The organism is Agrobacterium sp. SORGH_AS_0745 (assembly GCF_030818995.1).
GTDB lineage: Bacteria > Pseudomonadota > Alphaproteobacteria > Rhizobiales > Rhizobiaceae > Agrobacterium > Agrobacterium tumefaciens.
The window spans coordinates 585,326-602,950 of the sequence record NZ_JAUTBI010000004.1; the positions used below are offsets into that span (position 1 = coordinate 585,326).

At 56.4% G+C, this 17,625-nt stretch carries 18 protein-coding genes and 2 pseudogenes; 13 read left to right on the forward strand and 7 right to left on the reverse strand.

From position 1 onward, the window contains the following. Positions 1-28 precede the first annotated feature (28 nt). Positions 29-1,021 (reverse strand): hypothetical protein, encoded by a 993-nt coding sequence (locus QE432_RS26330; RefSeq protein ID WP_115062106.1) that lies wholly within the window; start codon positions 1,019-1,021, stop codon positions 29-31. 231 nt (positions 1,022-1,252) lie between these two features. Between QE432_RS26330 and QE432_RS26335 the strand changes: the two are divergent. Further along, positions 1,253-1,338 (forward strand): annotated as a pseudogene (locus tag QE432_RS26335) (IS6 family transposase); the annotation flags it as partial. 183 nt (positions 1,339-1,521) lie between these two features. Here the strand turns inward: QE432_RS26335 and QE432_RS26340 are convergent. Continuing rightward, positions 1,522-2,475 (reverse strand): LysR family transcriptional regulator, encoded by a 954-nt coding sequence (locus tag QE432_RS26340; protein WP_065689089.1) that lies wholly within the window; start codon positions 2,473-2,475, stop codon positions 1,522-1,524. A 93-nt stretch (positions 2,476-2,568) separates the two neighbouring features. Here QE432_RS26340 and QE432_RS26345 point away from each other — a divergent pair, with 93 nt between their 5' ends. After that, positions 2,569-3,528, forward strand: a complete 960-nt coding sequence (locus QE432_RS26345; protein ID WP_115062108.1) for an MBL fold metallo-hydrolase — start codon at positions 2,569-2,571, stop codon at positions 3,526-3,528. A 257-nt stretch (positions 3,529-3,785) separates the two neighbouring features. On the opposite strand, the pseudogene QE432_RS26350 reads toward QE432_RS26345, so the two are convergent. Together QE432_RS26350 and QE432_RS26355 are read right to left on the reverse strand one after the other, a co-directional pair. Continuing rightward, positions 3,786-3,860 (reverse strand): annotated as a pseudogene (locus QE432_RS26350) (IS6 family transposase); the annotation flags it as partial. A gap of 45 nt (positions 3,861-3,905) precedes the next feature. Continuing rightward, complete coding sequence (locus QE432_RS26355) at positions 3,906-4,805, reverse strand: AraC family transcriptional regulator (RefSeq protein WP_065689091.1); 900 nt, start codon at positions 4,803-4,805, stop codon at positions 3,906-3,908. 98 nt (positions 4,806-4,903) lie between these two features. Here QE432_RS26355 and QE432_RS26360 point away from each other — a divergent pair, with 98 nt between their 5' ends. The 4 genes from QE432_RS26360 (at position 4,904) to QE432_RS26375 (ending at position 7,710) form a co-directional block, all read left to right on the forward strand. Continuing rightward, positions 4,904-5,662: an SDR family oxidoreductase gene (locus tag QE432_RS26360; protein WP_065689092.1), complete on the forward strand. Its 759-nt coding sequence runs from the start codon at positions 4,904-4,906 to the stop codon at positions 5,660-5,662. A 37-nt stretch (positions 5,663-5,699) separates the two neighbouring features. Then, positions 5,700-6,644 carry an alpha/beta hydrolase family protein gene (locus QE432_RS26365; RefSeq protein ID WP_065689093.1) on the forward strand — a complete coding sequence of 315 codons (945 nt, stop codon included), beginning with the start codon at positions 5,700-5,702 and terminating at the stop codon, positions 6,642-6,644. A gap of 506 nt (positions 6,645-7,150) precedes the next feature. Continuing rightward, positions 7,151-7,402 (forward strand): antitoxin, encoded by a 252-nt coding sequence (locus QE432_RS26370; RefSeq protein ID WP_115062110.1) that lies wholly within the window; start codon positions 7,151-7,153, stop codon positions 7,400-7,402. Beyond that, a complete protein-coding gene (locus QE432_RS26375; RefSeq protein ID WP_019565582.1) occupies positions 7,399-7,710 on the forward strand; it encodes a type II toxin-antitoxin system RelE/ParE family toxin in 312 nt (103 codons plus the stop codon). Before QE432_RS26370 ends, QE432_RS26375 begins: the two co-directional genes overlap by 4 nt. 154 nt (positions 7,711-7,864) lie before the next feature. Here the strand turns inward: QE432_RS26375 and QE432_RS26380 are convergent, their stop codons facing one another. Further along, positions 7,865-8,773, reverse strand: a complete 909-nt coding sequence (locus QE432_RS26380; protein ID WP_115062112.1) for a nucleotidyltransferase and HEPN domain-containing protein — start codon at positions 8,771-8,773, stop codon at positions 7,865-7,867. A gap of 250 nt (positions 8,774-9,023) precedes the next feature. Here QE432_RS26380 and QE432_RS26385 point away from each other — a divergent pair, with 250 nt between their 5' ends. Further along, positions 9,024-10,010 carry an alpha/beta hydrolase gene (locus tag QE432_RS26385; protein WP_115062116.1) on the forward strand — a complete coding sequence of 329 codons (987 nt, stop codon included), beginning with the start codon at positions 9,024-9,026 and terminating at the stop codon, positions 10,008-10,010. Positions 10,011-10,055: 45 nt separating this feature from the next. Here the strand turns inward: QE432_RS26385 and QE432_RS26390 are convergent, their stop codons facing one another. Continuing rightward, on the reverse strand, positions 10,056-10,865 hold the full coding sequence (locus QE432_RS26390; protein WP_306627448.1) for an SDR family NAD(P)-dependent oxidoreductase: 810 nt from the start codon (positions 10,863-10,865) through the stop codon (positions 10,056-10,058). Between the two features lie 46 nt (positions 10,866-10,911). Between QE432_RS26390 and QE432_RS26395 the strand changes: the two genes are divergently transcribed. The 6 genes from QE432_RS26395 (at position 10,912) to QE432_RS26420 (ending at position 16,620) form a co-directional block, all read left to right on the forward strand. Beyond that, a complete protein-coding gene (locus QE432_RS26395; protein ID WP_306627450.1) occupies positions 10,912-11,274 on the forward strand; it encodes a winged helix-turn-helix transcriptional regulator in 363 nt (120 codons plus the stop codon). Between the two features lie 70 nt (positions 11,275-11,344). After that, positions 11,345-12,558 (forward strand): IS3-like element IS426 family transposase gene (locus tag QE432_RS26400; protein WP_112354636.1). Its coding sequence is split into 2 segments (ribosomal slippage): positions 11,345-11,681 and positions 11,681-12,558, totalling 1,215 coding nucleotides; the frame shifts between segments, so codons are not numbered across the junction. Between the two features lie 151 nt (positions 12,559-12,709). Then, positions 12,710-13,321, forward strand: coding sequence for a TetR/AcrR family transcriptional regulator (locus tag QE432_RS26405; protein ID WP_441296763.1), 612 nt, complete (start codon positions 12,710-12,712; stop codon positions 13,319-13,321). A gap of 80 nt (positions 13,322-13,401) precedes the next feature. Then, complete coding sequence (locus tag QE432_RS26410; protein ID WP_306627452.1) at positions 13,402-14,820, forward strand: MFS transporter; 1,419 nt, start codon at positions 13,402-13,404, stop codon at positions 14,818-14,820. Positions 14,821-14,908: 88 nt separating this feature from the next. Continuing rightward, a complete protein-coding gene (locus QE432_RS26415; RefSeq protein WP_306627454.1) occupies positions 14,909-15,664 on the forward strand; it encodes an SDR family oxidoreductase in 756 nt (251 codons plus the stop codon). A gap of 266 nt (positions 15,665-15,930) precedes the next feature. Beyond that, positions 15,931-16,620 (forward strand): aspartate/glutamate racemase family protein, encoded by a 690-nt coding sequence (locus QE432_RS26420; RefSeq protein ID WP_115064266.1) that lies wholly within the window; start codon positions 15,931-15,933, stop codon positions 16,618-16,620. Between the two features lie 51 nt (positions 16,621-16,671). Here QE432_RS26420 and QE432_RS26425 read toward each other — a convergent pair whose 3' ends face one another. Next, positions 16,672-17,583: an AraC family transcriptional regulator gene (locus QE432_RS26425; RefSeq protein ID WP_115064253.1), complete on the reverse strand. Its 912-nt coding sequence runs from the start codon at positions 17,581-17,583 to the stop codon at positions 16,672-16,674. Positions 17,584-17,625: the final 42 nt, after the last annotated feature.

The following is a 17,625-nucleotide window of genomic DNA, read 5'->3' on the forward strand; positions in this document are numbered from 1 at the left end:
GACCGTTAACTTTACGACGTCCGCGGGATTAATCCTTACTTGTCTCCGAAGTTGCCGAACTGTCTTTTGTCTTCTTTCGGTTACTGATGCGATTTCCACTCTCGTCGAGTTTAGGAGCTCGCTCATATTTGAACCCGGCAGCCTCCCAGTCTCGCAGGTCTGGCTTAACACCATCGCGCCAAGGGGTAGGTATCGCATTTAGTTCTTGTGGCGTTTCAGTTATATCCCACCACGCAAGCTTGATCTCCGTCCCCTCTTCGCGCGCAATTGGTGCGTAAACTCGATCGGTCCCGCGTGGTAGTGGTGTTTGGTTTGAGCTTGGCCTCGGAATTTTCCAACCCAGCGTTACTTTGTCATTAGTGAGAGCGTCCGTATCTTCGTCGCAAAGGACTCCAAGCACGTCCGGCAGCTCAAAAAAGCTGCAAGATTTGCCTGCTATTTCTGCCCATCTCGAATAGCTGATCGATTCGTTTTCCGCAGAAGCGTCTTCAAGGTCTCTGCCTCTACATACATAACATCTGATTTCCGGTAGCTCATGCTTTCTTTTTCGGTGGTGTTCGGTCTCGGACCCCTCAGGTGCGACGAGTTCCGCAAGTATGTAATATTGGGCCGGGAAGAGTTTGGAGCCATTATCCCTTTGATTAATAGGTCCCCACCAGTGGGTTTTATGCAGCCTCCCCGTTTCCAGGTTCTCGGTGCTTTTGATTTCGATGGTGATACCCCAATGAAGTTGGAGATCAAACACGTCCCCGTGAGGCTGGTATGAATAGAAGGGACTGAGACTCTTGCGGATGGCTTTCTGTGTAATGGTGTCGTGCGTCAGATCCCTGACCCTTTTGAACACAACACGCGCTGCATTTTCGAGGAGAATGCTGATGACGAGATATTCAATCAGCACGCCTCTGAGCAGTGGAGTATCAACGTTGTAATACGACCACTTCCAGAACGAGACGAAACTGTACTTTGTCCTCTTGCCGCCGATTGAAAATCGGCCGCGAAATCTATTGATAAATCTTAACATTTTTCCCTGTCCTCCGACGCTACTGCCCGCATACGAAAGGACGCTTAATTATCTCTCGCGCACGAGTGCGATTTTTTGTAACTACTCCCATTTAGCCCGAGTTTCAGCGTCTCTGCTTCGACGTGATCAGTTTTCCGCGCATCGGCGACGGTCTTGTCGCAAATTTTCGTATTTAACGGTCTGTTGACCCAAAGCGGAGAAATTCGCGTCCCCGATTTATGGGGCGTACCGATGATTCTGAATGCCATTGCCGAGAAATTGACGCGCCAATCGAAGGACGACTTCAAGGGCGGCATTTCGAGGCATGGCTCATTTTTTAGGCCGTTGCCTGGTACTTGCGCTATCCGCTGAGGTGAGAGGCAAACGCAGAAATAGGGGTGCGACAAATCTTATTGAAAACGTTGTAAAAAATCCCCTAGTCGTTGAAATGAATAACGGGTTTTTGGTTCGAGTCTGTTCAAGGCGTTAGGATTTCAGACACATGCTGATCGCCACGCCCGTCACGCCGTAATATCCGCGGCGTTGCTCCCATTTGTTCTTAGCATCGCCTGACGGATTTGTTGCCGCAACCATGCGCAGCCAAGATCGCTTTCCATATGAAGCGGCCAAACCATCGCCACGGGCGGAAAAGAAAGTGCCAGTGGCACCGGGCTGACCTCAAGTCCCAACAGCGGCCCATAACGAAGCGCGATGCGCGAAGATACGGTGGCAATCACCGCAGACGAACGCGCCGTGGCCAATATCGACATGAAATCGGGAGCCGCCGCCACCACTTCCAGCTCTACACCCGCATGCTCCAGGGCATCCTTGACGCAGCCATGCAGGCTGTCGGTCTGCGAGATCACCGCATGTTGTGCGGCCAAATAGGCATCCATGCTCACCGGGTTGGTAAGCGTTAGCAATTGCGGATTGAAACAGCACAAGACGCTGGATTGATAAAGCGGTTCGCAATGGTGCCGTGAATCCGGGAGATAGCTGCATCCCACAGACAGGTCGACGACGCCTGAATCCAGCATCGCCTCGATCTCCAGTGCATCGCCGCCACGAGCCAGAATACGAATGCCCGGCGCGATATCGCGCAACCGAGCGGTCAGGTCAGGCAGCAACAATAGTTCCACCTCGCTGGACAGCCCCAGCCTGAATGTACGCCGCTCGGTTGCCGGATCGAAGGCATCCGTCATCAACATCGCCGCTTGCGCCTGTCGCAGAGCCTGCCGCACCGGGCCAGACAAATTGAGCGCCCGCGCCGTCGGCTTCATCACCTGCCCGACACGGATGAACAGCTCATCCTGAAACAGCGTGCGCAGGGTGGCTATGTTATGACTCATGGCGGGCTGCTGGATTTTCAATCGTTGTGCTGCACGCGTTACACTCATCTCTTCCATCATCGCATCGAAGGCGACGAGAAGATTGAGGTCGAAGGAACGAAGATTGAAATGATCGATGACCTGCATGACTTGTATCGATTTGATTGCTGACTAGCGCATCCTTAGCTGATGGGCAGGAACTTGCAAGCCGTTCCGCACCACAACGTAAGGAGCAAACCCATGCCATCTCGTCGTTCCATTCTCAAAAGCGCTCTGACTGGCTTAGTCGCAGCGCCCTTTGTTGCGCCATCAATCGTCTTCGCCAAGGCGCCTTATGCCGCTGTTCAGGCACCGGGTTTCTACCGGCTGAAGATCGGCTCCGTAGAGGTCACAGCCCTGTCGGACGGCACAGTTGCCCTGCCGCTCGCCAAGCTCTACACCAACACTAGCGAAGAACACGCGCAGGACGCTCTGAATGATGCTTTTCTGCCGGAAATCGTACCAACTTCCGTCAACGCATTCCTGGTCAACACCGGCGAAAGACTGGTGCTGATCGACGCAGGCACCGGTACCTATTTGGGCCCATCGCTCGGCAAGCTCGTGTCCAACATCGAGGCTTCCGGATACAAGGTAGGTGACATTGACGATGTCATCCTCACCCATATTCATACCGATCATTCCGGTGGGTTGATGAGCGAAGGCAAACGCACTTTCCCTAACGCCACATTACGGGTCAATGAGCGGGAGGCGAAATTCTGGCTGAGCCCGGAAAACGCCAAAGCGGCGACCGGCATCGTCAAGCAGCATTTTGGCGAGGCAGACCAGTGCGTGACGCCTTACGTGCGAGCTGGAAAATTTGAAACCTTCGGAGATAACCAAGCATCCGTCCCGGGTCTGGGCTCGATTCTTTATGCGGGACATACGCCGGGTCACAGCGCCATCACGCTGGAAAGCGAAGGCCAGAAGATCGTTTTCTGGGGCGACATCACCCATGGCGATATCCTGCAATTCGATGAGCCTGGCATCGCCATAGAATTCGATATCGAACAGAAGGCCGCCGTTGCTGCCCGCGACGTCGCCTTCAGGCAGGCTGTGGAAGGCAAATACCTTGTGGCAGGCGCACATATTGCGTTCCCCGGAATCGGCCACGTGCGTACAGATAGCACCAATTATGACTGGCTCCCGGTCAACTACTCCTAGGATTGCCCCCGGATTGAGCGATGGGAAGACTGGGCTCGAGATAGCCCCGTCTTCCGCAGCGACAAAGGTCGTTTCCTACAGGTCGGCCGGCCGGAACCAACTCGCAACTGGTCCGGGTCGAGCGGACCGGAAATTAGAAAAATCTATGGGTGCTCGGCAAGACGCACCCAGCCCGTTGTCGCCACGAGTGCTCGGGGTGTGTCGTGCCTGTTGCAAACTTTCAGTGAGTCAGCATGACCCCAAAGCGGGGCCTGCCTTCAAGCTTTGTTAACCTTTTGAAGTCCGAAGAGGCGTGCGAGTAGATCGTTCTGATCGTTGACGGCCCAATCGCCACAGGGCCGCTGGCCGCCTATATCGGCGGGTAAGGTTCGGAAGCGTTAAGCCGCACCAACTGCCCGCGAATAGACGCCGGGCGGCATTCCCACATGCCGATTGAAGGCGACGCTGAAAGCGCTGGTCGATCCATAGCCGACGCGCTCGGCAATGTCCGCTATGGGTATATCCTCGCGGAGGAACTCCTTTGCCAGTGCCATACGCCATCCCGTCGCGTATTCCATCGGTGCTACACCAACTTCCTTGCGGAAACGATCGAAGAAGGTCGAGCGAGACATGGCAGCCTCCTGAGCAAGCGTCTCCACCGTCATGCTACGACCCGGATCTGCGTGTATCCGGCGCAAGGTCGGCGCCAGCAGCGGATCGGCCATGCCACGCAGGAGACCCGGCGGCGCCTTGGCGCTTGCTGCCGATCGTAACGCGTCGATTAACAACACATCGAGCAATCGGTGGAGGACCATTTCGCGCGCGGCACGATCAGCCCTCGTCTCCTCGTTGATCATTCGGACGAGAGCGATCAGTCGCTCTTCACCATGAACATGGATGACTTCCGGCAGCAGAGATACGAGAAGGGCTTTGTCATCCGAGCCGAAAGTGCAATGCCCGACCAGTGCCTTGATCTCCGCCGACGCTTCCGGGTCGCCCAGGCGAAAGACACCGGGGCTGGTTTCCAGACGTTGGGGAAGTGCGCCGCGTGGTGGCGGCTCCATGCTGCTCATCGTGAATGAGAAGATCTTTGGGACCAGGACGAAGTCACCCTCAGTGAGCACCATTGGCTCACGACCGGCAATCGTCATCAGGCAACGGCCCTCGACCACGGCACAGTAGAAGGGGCTTCCGACCTCCGTACGCTCAACGAGCCACCGACCGCCGCCCGTCACCAGCTTTGATATCGACGGGCTCGGCTTCAACAAGGAAACAACTTCGGCAACCGGATCGGTCATCAATTCGGACTTCCGCTAAACAATCTCGGACATGCGCATATAGCAGGTCCGGTTGATCAGGTCCATCTTCAGCCTTGTTAAATGTCAGGAGACGGAACATGCCAAAGATCCTCATCACTGGTTGCTCGTCCGGTTTCGGCCTCGCCATCGCACAAAAATTCTTGAACACCGGGTGGGACGTCGTCGCAACCATGCGCACGCCGCGAAGCGACCTTCTTCCTTCGAACGACAGGCTCGAAATCCTGCTGCTGGATGTCACCAGCGCGGACAGCATTGCTGAGGCGGTCGAAACCGCCGGCACGATCGATGCTCTGGTCAACAATGCCGGGGTCGGCCTGCTCAATGTGCTTGAAGGCACGGAGATGTCGAATATTCGCGAACTGTTCGAGACAAACGTCTTCGGTGCGATGGCGATGTCAAAAGCTGTCCTTCCGCAGATGCGGTCCCGTCGCTCAGGCGTCATCGTTAACGTCAGCTCGGCCGTCACGATAAGGCCGTTGCCCGCGCTTTCGGTTTACAGCGCCAGCAAGGCAGCGCTCAATGCCTTCACGGAGAGCCTCGCGCTCGAGGCGGCGCTGTTCGGCATCCGCGCTAAACTCGTCCTACCTGGCTCTGCACCGACGACCGGCTTCGGCAAGAATGCTGTCTCGCGCATGGGCATGGAAATCCCCGAGCCTTACCAAGCATTCGTCCAAGACTACCTGACGAAGTTGAGATCCGGGACTGAAGTCACGACGCCGGATGAGGTCGCAGAGGCTGTCTGGAGGTCTGTGACAGAGAGCGATGCGCCAATGAAGATCCCGGCCGGAGCGGACGCGGAAACCTCATATCGCGAAGCCGGTCATTCGCTCGCCTAACATCATCGCCCAAATCAACCTTTGAAGGTCCAGACCCATGAATAATCTGATCAATCTCGCGATGCATATTCCGACACCTGAGGCCGCTCTCACCGTAGCCTACACGCCGATCCGTCTTTCGATGCACGGCCGCCAGCCATTGGAACTGCGTCTGACCGCCCCCGCTACGGGGGCCAAGCTTCCGATCGTGCTGCTGTCGCATGGCTACGGCCCATCCAACTACATTCCGTCAAAGGACGGTTACGCTCCTCTTGTCCAGTTTTGGGCCGAGAGAGGGTTCGTGGTGATCCAGCCGACGCATGCGAGTTCTCGCGTCGGTGGCCTGCCGTCAAATTCATCCGGCACGCCATTCTTCTGGCGCGAGCGTGTCAATGAGATGAAGGCGATCCTTGACCAGTTGACCGAAATTGAACGGGAGGCGCCAGCCGTTGCTGGCCGGATGGATCATTCACGCATCGGCGCGGTCGGTCATTCCTTTGGCGGCCACACCGTTGGGCTCCTGCTCGGCGCGCAGGTGGATGGTGAGGATTTTTCCGATCCAAGAATCTCGGCCGGCGTTCTCCTGACGACACCGGGCCGCGGCGGCAAGGACATGACGCCTGAGAGTGCTGCCCGTTTTCCGTTTTTCGACGTCGATTTCTCGACGCTCTCGACACGCAGCCTCGTCGTTTGCGGTGATATGGACAATCCGCATTTTACAACCCGCGGTCCTGAGTGGCATGCAGATGCATTCCACGATGCACCGGGCGCTAAAGAAATGCTGATGATGCACGGGGTCGGTCATGGTCTTGGCGGCATTGCAGCTCTCGACGCAAAGGAAACAGACACTGAAGCACCAGACGTGCTGGAAGCGACCCGACGTCTTACGCTCGCCTGGCTTCAGACCGCGCTCGGCGCGGACAAGGGCGCTTGGCCGAGAGCTTGCCTCGCACTTAAGGGTGAGGTCGCAACGCTTGCGGCGGTAAGAGAGAAGCAGATCTAGACCTGGGGGCGATTGTCTTAGGCATCGTCGGGACTGATCTTGTTATGCCCGCTTTTACCGAGATCGCTCGCGATATTGGTGGCGACCGCTTCAACGCAGGCGACCCTCGCGGCTTACGTCGCGGGCACGCGGGTGGGGCTACTCGCCCGTACCTGTTGATCTGGTCGCTCTTCCAGATCCGCGCTGTTCATAGTCCCACCGCCGCCGCGCATTGAGTATTTCCATGACAGGCGATTACGCCGCACTACCAATCCACGTACGTTAAATCAATCAATAATTCAGTTAGCTATTATGTCTGATTGGCAGGTCGCAGGTTCGATTCCGCTTAAGTGCTTAATACGCACACGTCCATTGATCGGTAGGGATTGTGCTTGAGCGGAGGAAGGTAGGCGGATCAGAGTCTCCGAAATAGCAAAGCCCTCCAAGCGACATCGGACAAGCATCAGTGGTGGCTACAAAACTACATATGTGTTAATGTGGGTTTTCTCAGTTTAGGAGTGCGTTAGATGAGCCGATTGACGATCGACATAACGGATCAACAACATCAAAGCCTGAAGGCGCTGGCAGCATTGCAAGGCAAGACAATCAAGCAGTATGCGCTTGAGCGCCTCTTCCCCGGTGGCGCAGACGCAGAGCGAGCCTGGGAGGAGTTGAAGACTTTGATGAACATGCGCGTCAATGAGGGGCTTGCCGGAAGACTGTCGACTAAAACCATAGGTGAGATCCTTGACGAGGAGATTTCCGAGGGTCGTGCTTGACTGCCTATATTCTTACTGCGGAGGCGGAAGACGATCTACGTTCGGTAATACGCTACACACGCACTCAGTGGGGTGCTGCGCAGGTACGCCGATACGTCTATGGTTTGGAGCAAGGTATCGCATCCCTTGCCGAGGGCAGAGGTTCGTTCAAGGATATGAGCGCGCTTTATCCGGCGTTAAGGATGGCACGATGCCAGCACCACTACGTCTTTTGTCTGCCTCGAGAGGATGCGCCCGCCCTCATCGTAGCGATTTTTCACGAACGAATGGATCTGATGAAGCGTTTGGTGGATCGTCTGAATGAATGACGTTTGGGCGGAGGCGAGATTATGTGAGCGCAAGACCGACGAATCGTCTTTGTTGCGTGACCGAAACACGGGTCGTCAGTTCTAATCCCTTCAAGAGCGAAACCGGCCAAAACCAGGCGGTTGTGCTATCTCGTCAGCCGTTGCATTAGCGCCGTCAGGACTTCGCTACCTGCTGCAGTCTGTTTATGTGCTCGCGGCAGAGCGCCTCGATAAGGTCGTGAAGTTCTGCGGTTCGCTCCTGAAGCCAGGCGAGTGCCTCTTCGGAAATTTCGAAACGCTTCGAATAGCGTGCCTTGACGTAGGCCTCATTGAGAATGTTGTACCATGCGGTAAACCGCTGATGGTCCCTCGGCCATATGTCGACAAGGCGGCGATCCCGATCCTCCGAAAGCCCGCGCAGGAATTTGAGGTTGTGAGACGCAGGCGAATAGTTGGTCAGTGTCAGGAGATAGCAGTTGTAGGCCGTTTCGACCGCCTGATGGAAGTTGAAAGCGGCGTGATTAGCTTGATTGCGGGTGATCGAATATAGCGCGAGCTCACGAAAGAATTTGGCGCTGTTGAGCTGGATACTAAAATGCTCTTCGGCCACTCTGAGCGCATTTTCCGGGCTGAGCGGCTTTGGCTCAGCCAATGGCCTGTCATCGAATTCGTAGAGAACAATACCCTCGCGAGCGATATCGACGAAGAAGGCCTGGCCGTCATGCAAGAAATTGCTGATCTCGCGGGCGCCATGCATGATGAGGCCGACGGGTGTTTCGATCTCCTTGTCCCACATCAGCCGGTCGGTCGCCTTGTCCCAGTATTTCGGGTCAGCCAGTTCCTTGTTGCTGACGATGACGAGAATGTCGAAATCCGATCGATAACCTTTCGATGTGTGCGGCTCGTCCACCCAGGTGCCGCGAGCGTAAGAACCGAACAGGATGATTTTATAAATCCGCCCGTCCTTCTTGGCTTCGGACTTCGAGCGCTCCACAATGCCGGCGAACTCTTCGTGGATGATCCGGACGACCCTTTCCAGTTCGCGCTGCTTCGTCTGCGGAAGATGTCCGATATCCGTTTTCATAGCCTCACCATCGATTCTTCTGAACGGATATTCTAGCCGTGATCGGGTGGCGATTGCTACTCCACATTGTTGTAGGGGTTGAGGGGCTAGGACGCCATTTTTCGGTTTAGGATCGAGGTCTGTCGGAATAAGAATACATGAACTACCTCCTGGTGGTCCAAGTTTCGTTCGCATCCCACCCCGCCAGAACCGTCAAAATTCCATGCTGAAACACAGACATGTCGATATTCGACCAATGACAGAGCAAGAAATGAGCGATTTCACACGCAGCGCAGCCATCCCTTCACGGACAATTCACCCCCCACAGTCCATTAGCGTCGAAGCGCAAGCGTCACTGTCGCGCCTGGTCGACAAGGACGGCAGTCCCATCAATGCGCAGTATGAAATGCCCTCTCCGGAGGACTTTTCCGGCTGGATGAATATAAAAGCCGCAGCAGATGCGCATTACGCCGCCGCGGCAAAAGATCTTGCGGGGAGTTTGCACTCCACAGTCGAGACAATTGTAGTCGAACAAGCAACGATCCATGTCGCGACGCCGCACGGACAATTTGATGCTCGTGGCGCACTGATCGACCTGCATGGCGGCGCATTGGTGTTCGGAGGCGGTGAGGCCTGCCGCGTCAGTGCGCGTCGACAGGCAAACCAGCATGTCGTTCGATGCTACGGCGTCGATTACCGGATGCCGCCTGAGCATCCATATCCGGCCGCTCTTGATGACTGCCTGGCGACGTATCGCCATGTCTTGACTGGTCATTCCCCCGACGAGGTGGTCATCTTGGGTCGATCGGCAGGCGGCAATCTGGCGACCGCCATGCTGCTGCGGGCGAGAGATGAAGGCATGCCAATGCCCGGCAGATTAGTCTTGCTCTCGCCACAGGTTGACCTCACCGAATCGGGCGACAGTTTCCAAACAAACCAGATGATTGATCTCGTTCTGCCGCGCCCGCTCAGATCAAACAACCTGCTCTACGCCGGTGGTGCTGATCTTTCCAACCCCTATTTATCGCCGCTCTTCGGCGATTTGGCGGGCCTTCCGCCGACATTTTTGCAGACCGGCACGCGTGACCTGTTCCTATCGAACACGGTGAGGATGCATCGAGCCTTGCGAAAAGCTGGCGTGGAAACAGAATTGCACGTCTTTGAAGCCATGCCCCATGGTGGCTTCATGGGTGGGACACCGGAAGACCAGGAACTCGAAGCGGAGATCCACCGGTTCGTCATGGCAAACTGGAACTGAGGCGGGAAACCCACACAGGTTTGGCGCAGCCCCTCTGTTGTCCTGCTACATCCCTGGCCACATTCCTCCGTCAAGTCGGAGGTTCGCTCCTGTGATATAGCCGGCACGGGGGCTCGAGAGGAACGCAATCGCATCCGCAATCTCCTCAAGGGTTCCGACCCTTCCAAGGGGCACCTGAGCAAACATTGGCAGGATTTCTCTCTCTATGTCATTCCAGGGGGCGTCAATGGCCATCCCCCTCTCAACGGCTTTCTTACGGAATGCGGTATCCAAACTGATGCTATGCACCGTTCCAGGCGAAACGGTGTTTGCGGTGATGCCGTATGCAGCAACGTCTTTTGCGAGCGACGCCGTCATCGCGATCATGGCTGCTTTGGCGGCAGAGTAGTCCGGTCGACTTGCAGGTGGCATCAGGGCCGCCAGGCTTGAGATGTTTATGATCCGACCCCACCGCGACGCTTTCATTGCGGGCAGAACGAGCGAGATGATCCTCACAGATGCGAGCACGTTCCTGTCATAGACAGCGGCCCACGTTTCAGAGCTTGTCGAGGTCCAATCCTCCGCCGGGGCAGATCCGCCGGCATTGTTGACCAGGATGTCGATCGAGCCTGCTGCAGCCTTTGAATCACGAACCAGACGATCGACCTGATCCGGCACTGTCAGATCGCCGAATACCGCGAAAGCATGACCTCCAGAGGATATGATGTCATGCGCGACCTCCTCTGTTTTCATTCTGTCGCGACCGTGGACAAGAACGGTTGCCCCTTCCTTTGCGAGGCCTCTGGCCACGCCCTCGCCAATCCCCTTACTGCTTCCCGTGACCAGTGCAACCTTGTTTTGGAGTTGTAAGTCCATGATATTTCATCCGTGTTATCGTCTCCTGCAGATATGAGGTTCGTTGATGAAACAGGCAATTACGCACTTTAAAGTGCCTGTCGAGGACAGGGCGACATGCCTCGGAGCCGACGGATCTGTCTCTCATGTGAGCAGGGTGCTTCGGATGATCACAGGACGTTGGAAACTGCCGATCCTTTTCCGATTGTTCGCCGAACCATCATTGCGGGCATCGCAGTTCATGAGAGACATACCTGGCATATCCCAGAAGATGCTAACGCAACATCTCAGGGAACTGGAAAATGACGGCCTCATAATCCGACACGACTTTCAAGAGCAGCCTCCTCGAGTCGAATACTCGCTGAGTTCAGCAGGCCACGGGCTTATGCCGATTTTGATGGCGGTCAGGGAATTCTCTCGGGATTACTGAACTGCCCCCCATTTCGACCGGACAGTCGGCATAAGCAGAAAGGCTCAAGCACAGGCTTGGGTATAGGCTTATGTCTAACGACTATCGACACGTTGAATTGCTGACGGGTGATGTTCGCCGCAGGCGGTGGACAACCGAGCAAAAGCTGACAATCATTGAGCAGAGTTTCGAACCCGGCGAGACGGTATCTTCGACCGCTCGCCGTCATGGCGTCGCGCCCAATTTGCTTTATCGGTGGCGCAGGCTCTTGAGCGAGGGAGGTGCTGCAGCCGTGGATTCTGACGAGCCGGTTGTCGGAAATTCGGAAGTGAAGAAACTGGAGGATCGCGTCCGGGAGTTGGAGCGCATGCTCGGTCGCAAGACGATGGAGGTCGAAATCCTCCGCGAAGCCCTTTCCAAAGCGGACTCAAAAAAACGGATATCGCGGCCGATCTTGTTGCCGAAGGACGGTTCGCGATGAAGGCCGTCGCAGACACGCTGGGCGTCTCCCGTTCCAACCTCATCGAGCGGCTGAAAGGCAGATCAAAGCCGCGTGGGCCATACAACAAGGCCGAGGATGCAGAGCTTCTGCCCGCCATCCGCAGGCTGGTGGATCAAAGGCCAACCTATGGCTATCGGCGGATCGCCGCGCTCCTCAATCGCGAAAGGCGAGCCGCCGATCAGCCTGTCGTCAACGCCAAACGGGTCCATCGCATCATGGGTAACCACGCCATGCTACTGGAGAAGCACACAGCCGTTCGCAAGGGCCGCCTCCACGATGGCAAGGTCATGGTCATGCGCTCCAACCTGCGCTGGTGCTCGGACGGCCTGGAGTTCGCCTGCTGGAATGGCGAGGTCATTCGTCTCGCCTTCATCATCGACGCCTTCGACCGGGAGATCATCGCTTGGACGGCGCTCGCCAATGCCGGAATATCCGGCTCGGACGTCCGCGACATGATGCTGGAGGCGGTCGAGAAACGCTTCCATGCAACCCGAGCCCCGAATGCTATCGAGCATCTGTCTGACAATGGTTCAGCCTATACGGCGCGGGACACGAGGCTGTTTGCGCAAGCACTCAATCTAACGCCCTGCTTCACGCCGGTCGCCAGCCCGCAGTCGAACGGCATGTCGGAAGCCTTCGTCAAAACGTTGAAGCGGGACTATATTCGGATATCAGCTCTACCGGACGCCCAAACAGCGCTCCGGCTCATCGACGGATGGATTGAGGACTACAACGAAATCCATCCCCATTCCGCGCTCAAGATGGCTTCCCCTCGGCAGTTCATCAGGGCTAAATCAATCTAGCCGACTTGTCCGGTGAAATGGGGTGCACTCCAAATTCTCTCGGGATTACCCTGTTGATCGGCGTCGATAACTAACTTGGGTGCCGAACGCTTGGCGCAACATTCCAAAAATATCGCTTGTATTATGAACCGAATGGTTCCATATTGACTTCATGGTCAAGCGCACTCAAATATCCGCGTCCGTTGGTCGCCCTCGAGAATTTGAACTCGATGAAGCGGTTCGAAAAGCAATGCAGGTATTTTGGGATCGTGGATATCACGATGCATCACTTCCCGACCTGCTTGAGGGTATGGAGCTTTCCAGAGGCAGCTTTTATAAGGCTTTGGTCGACAAGCGAGGCGTCTATCTGCGTGCCCTCGACGCTTACATAGAGGACGCCGTTCGCTCGGTCGGTGAAACGCTGCATTCCAATCCGTCGCCCAAAGCCGCAATTCGAGACGCTTTTTCTCAACAAGTGGATCAATCATCGGGAACGGAAGGTCTGCGTGGATGCTTTGTCGTCTTTGCAGCTGTCGAAATGCTGCCAGACGATAAAGAGGTCGCACCACGTATTTCCCGGCTGTTCAGACGGTTGCAAGATCTTTATGCGGCGGCGATCATAAGGGCCCAGGCCTTGGGCGAAATCGATCCAGGGCTGGATGAACGAACGCTCGCCAGGTTCCTCGTGTGTCAGATTCAGGGCATGCGGGTCCTCGCCAAGGCAGGAGCGGATCGCGCTGAGACAAGGGCCATGGTCGCACTGGCACTGAAGGCACTTGGCTGACCCAAATTGGGAACCAAGCAGTTCCAAATTATCAACATTGCAAACCGTCGGTCGATTTTTTGGTCGATGTGGAGAGACTTATGAGAGACACCAGCAATCCCGATGACGAACTCGATCCACGGCGATGGATGGCACTGGTCATCCTTTTGACCGGCGCTTTTTTGCCACCGCTCGACTTCTTCATCGTCAATGTGGCGCTGCCCTCGATCCGGGAGGATTTCAGGGCCTCTGCGTCAACGATGCAGCTGATTATCTCCGGTTACGCCACCACCTATGCTGTGATGCTGATCACTGGGGGCAGGCTTGGAGATCTCTATGGTCGACGAAATGTCTTTCTGGCTGGAATGGTCGGGTTTGCAGCCGCGTCTGCCTTATGCGGGTTTGCCTGGTCTCCAGCCGCGTTGGTCGCCGGCCGTATCCTTCAGGGGTTTGCAGCGGCAATCATGGCACCGCAAGCCTTGGCTTCCATCAATGCGATTTTCCCAGACCACGAAAAATCAAAAGCCCTCAGCTTTTATGCCCTGACATTCGGGGTGGCATCGATGGTTGGTCTGTTTCTTGGTGGTGCGTTGATTGCGCTTGATATCCTTGGACTTGGATGGAGAGCCATCTTCCTCATCAACTTGCCGGTTATCGCGGTCGCTGCGCCGTCGGCCTTCATCATGTTGCGGGAAACCCGATCTGAGCGCCCAAGCAAACTGGATCTTGGCGGAGCATTGTTGATCGCGATTGCGCTATCTGCGCTGATTGCGCCGCTGATCGAGGGGCGGGAGCAGGGGTGGCCGATCTGGCTAATCCTGATGCTTGCAACGTCCCTCCCGTTTTTCCTCCTGTTCTGGCGGCATGAGAAACACCTGGAGTCGACGGGGAGAGATCCGATTCTTGCACCTAGCCTGCTGCAAAACCGTGGACTAATGCGCGGGCTGCTGGCTGCATTGTTCTTCTACTCGCTTGCGGCCTTCTGGCTGATATTCTCGGTCTATCAGCAGGGTGGCCTTGGTCTGACGCCTTTCGAGGCCGGGCTGGCGATCCTTCCTGCGGCCGTCGGCTTCGTCCTTGGTTCTTTTGCAAGTGAGCGCATCCTCCGCGTCTTCGGCAGATTTTCCGCCGGCGCCGGCATGGTGCTGCAAGCTGCAGGGTTGTTTGGAACGGCGGCCTTGATTTCGAATGGCCTTCCGCAATTCCTTTTTGCTGCGCTTTTTCTTATTGGAGCGGGGCAGGGGATCGCCCTTCCAAACCTGGTGAAGAGCATCGTGCAAAGGGTGGACCGGACGCAGTCAGGATTGGCCTCTGGTCTGGTCAATTCGATATTTCAGATTGGCGGTGCGTTGGCAGCCACAATCGTTGGCGGGTTGTTCTTCTCGATCTTGGGGTCAGCCACAGACGTTCAATCCATTGGCCGAGCATACAGCGTTGCAGCCGTTGCAATTGGCATTTGTCTTCTCATCGCGGGATGGCTTTCCGTCAGCCTGACATCGCCCCGACCGTTGCGTCGATGAGCGGCCCCATAGCAGCGCATCATCAGCCGATCGCGCGGAAACGGCGTGAAACTCCCGAGCAAAACAGAGACATTCAGAGGTACTCTCCATGAACAACATCTCCACACTACCTCTTTCCGGCAAGCGCGCGCTGGTCACCGGTGCGGCACGCGGTATCGGTGCGGCAATTGCGCTAAAACTGGCCGAGGATGGTGCCGACGTTGCGATCACCTATGAGAAGTCGGTCGAGAAAGCGGAAGCTCTCGTTGCCAAGATCCGCGCCATGGGTCGAAATGCGATCGCCATCCATGCCGATGCCGCGAGCGCAGCAGCCGCGATGGCTACCGTCGAACAAACTGTCGCTGAGCTCGGCGGCCTTGATATTCTGGTCAATAATGCCGGTGTCCTTTTCGCAAGTGATTTCTCCACGCAGCCACTTGAGGAGATTGATCTTCAGCTGAACGTCAATGTTCGCGGCGTCTTTCTGATCACCCAGGCAGCGCTGAAATACATCCCCAACGGAGGTCGCATCATCAGTACCGGCAGCAATGCGGGTCTGGCTGTGCCGTTCGCGGGGATCGCGGTCTATGCCGCGACCAAGTCTGCGCTGGAAAGCTTCACGCGCGGTCTCGCACGTGAGCTGGGCTCTCGGGAAATTACCGTCAATCTGGTTCGACCAGGTCCGATTGATACTGACATGAACCCTGCCGATGGCGCGCTTGCAGCCGCTATTCTGCCAAACCTGTCGATTGCTCGATATGGTAAAACCAGAGAAGTCGCTGAGGCGGTCGCCTTTCTCGTGGGGCCCGGTGCAGCGTACATCACCGGCTCAGGCATTCTCGTCGACGGCGGCATCAGTGCCTGAGCATTGATACGAGGCGGGGCCTCGCCGCTCTGTCCTGCAGGTGATAACGCGGAATTTGGGCGCGCATGGGCTGCGGAGTTCCCTCCGCTGCACTGTGCGCGTAAATTTGGCGAAGCGGGCGGCGGCCATCATCCAGGAATTTCTCCACTCCGTTGGTGGTTTTCCTGAGTTGCAATCGTACCAAGGTAGCAAATATGGGGGGCTTGGTTTCTGCTCAAGCGCCCGTTGAGCGGTAACGGACCTAACGTATGAACATGGAGAAACATTTGAAGACCATCGGCATACTTGGCGGAATGTCCGCGACGTCAACCCAGATTTATTATCGAGAACTCTGCAGGCTTACCCGCGAGAGCCTGGGAGGACTTCATTCTCCCGAGCTTCTCATACGGTCTGTCGACTTCGACGAAATCGAAAAATTGCAGGCATCCTCCGATTGGGAAGCGGCGGGCCGCATCCTCAATGAACATGCTATCGCGCTGCAGCGCGGAGGTGCCGACCTCCTCATCCTGGCGACGAATACCATGCACAAGGTGGCGGACACGATCGTGGGCGGGGTGTCGATCCCGTTTGTGCACATCGCGGACGCAACTGCAACCGCTATCGTCGACCGCGGTTTCCGGAGACCGGGTTTGATGGCAACGGCCTTCACCATGGAGCAGACCTTCTACACCGACCGCCTCATCGCTCAGGGGCTGTCGCCAACGATCCCTGAAGCTGATGATCGAGCTCAAACCCATCGTATTATCTATGAAGAGCTGTGCCGCGACATCGTTCGCGAGGAGAGCCGCTTGACCTATGAACGGATTGCGCAGCGTCTGGTCGACAAAGGCTGCGACTGTCTTATCCTCGGCTGTACCGAGGTGGGTATGCTGTTAAACCAGGATAACGTAGGCGTTCCCGTCTTCGACACGACCCTCATTCATTGCAAAGCCGCTCTTCAAGCTGCTTTACAATGACGTGTTGTGTTCTGACGGTCGATCGATTGTGAGAACGATGAGGGGCAATGGTCAAACCTGTTCGCCCAGGTGATGCCGGACCCACTTCGCTTCTTCCGATGCGGTACGCCCGAAATGCCGTCTGAAGTCGCGGCTGAATTGCGCCGGGCTGACATAGCCCACTGACGCCGCCACCTCTGCAATTGTTCCAGTCTGGCGGGCGATCATCAGTCTCGCTTCATGGAGCCGCATCGCCTTCACGTATTGCATCGGACTTGAGCCTGTCAGCTCTTTGAAATGGACATGGTAGGAAGGAACGCTCATGCCCACCGCTCTGGCAAGGTCCGCGACGGTGATTTCAGAGCCGTAGTTTTTGCGCAGCCATGCCAGGCTCTCGACCAGTTTTCCCGACGTCCCTTTCCGCTGCAGGGCGGCGATCACTGCGCCGCCTTGCGGGCCTGACATGACCCGGTAATGCAGCTCACGCAGGATGGAGTCTCCAAGGACGGCGACTTCAACCGGACTGCCGAGCACCGTCAGCAAGCGCAGCAGGACGTCTTCGATACTGCTGTCCATCCTGCTCGAGAAGAGCCCTTTTGGCTTGACGCTTGCAGGACCGGGGAGTTTTTCGAGCTGCGTGGCGATCTCGGCCGCCATCTGCATATCGAACTCTAAATAGACCGCGAGCAGTGGCCGCCGTGCACTGGCTGTAGATGTCATCCTAAAGGGAACGGGCACCGAAATGGCAAGATAGTGGTGCTGGTCGTAGAGGTAGATTTCCCCGTCCAGAATGCCGTGTTTACTCCCCTGCAATACGAACACGGCGCCCGGCTTATAAAGAACCGGAATGTCATTCAGCACTGCTTCCGTGCGTAGGATACGGACATTACCGAGCCCGGTCTGGTTGTAGCCAAGACGAGGAGCGAGTTGTCCGGCCAAGGCGGCAGACTGGTCATGTGTAGAGGGCGGCATTTTACAGTTCATAGGAATTGGCAAAAATCTAAGAGCATTCGCAATCGAACCCGC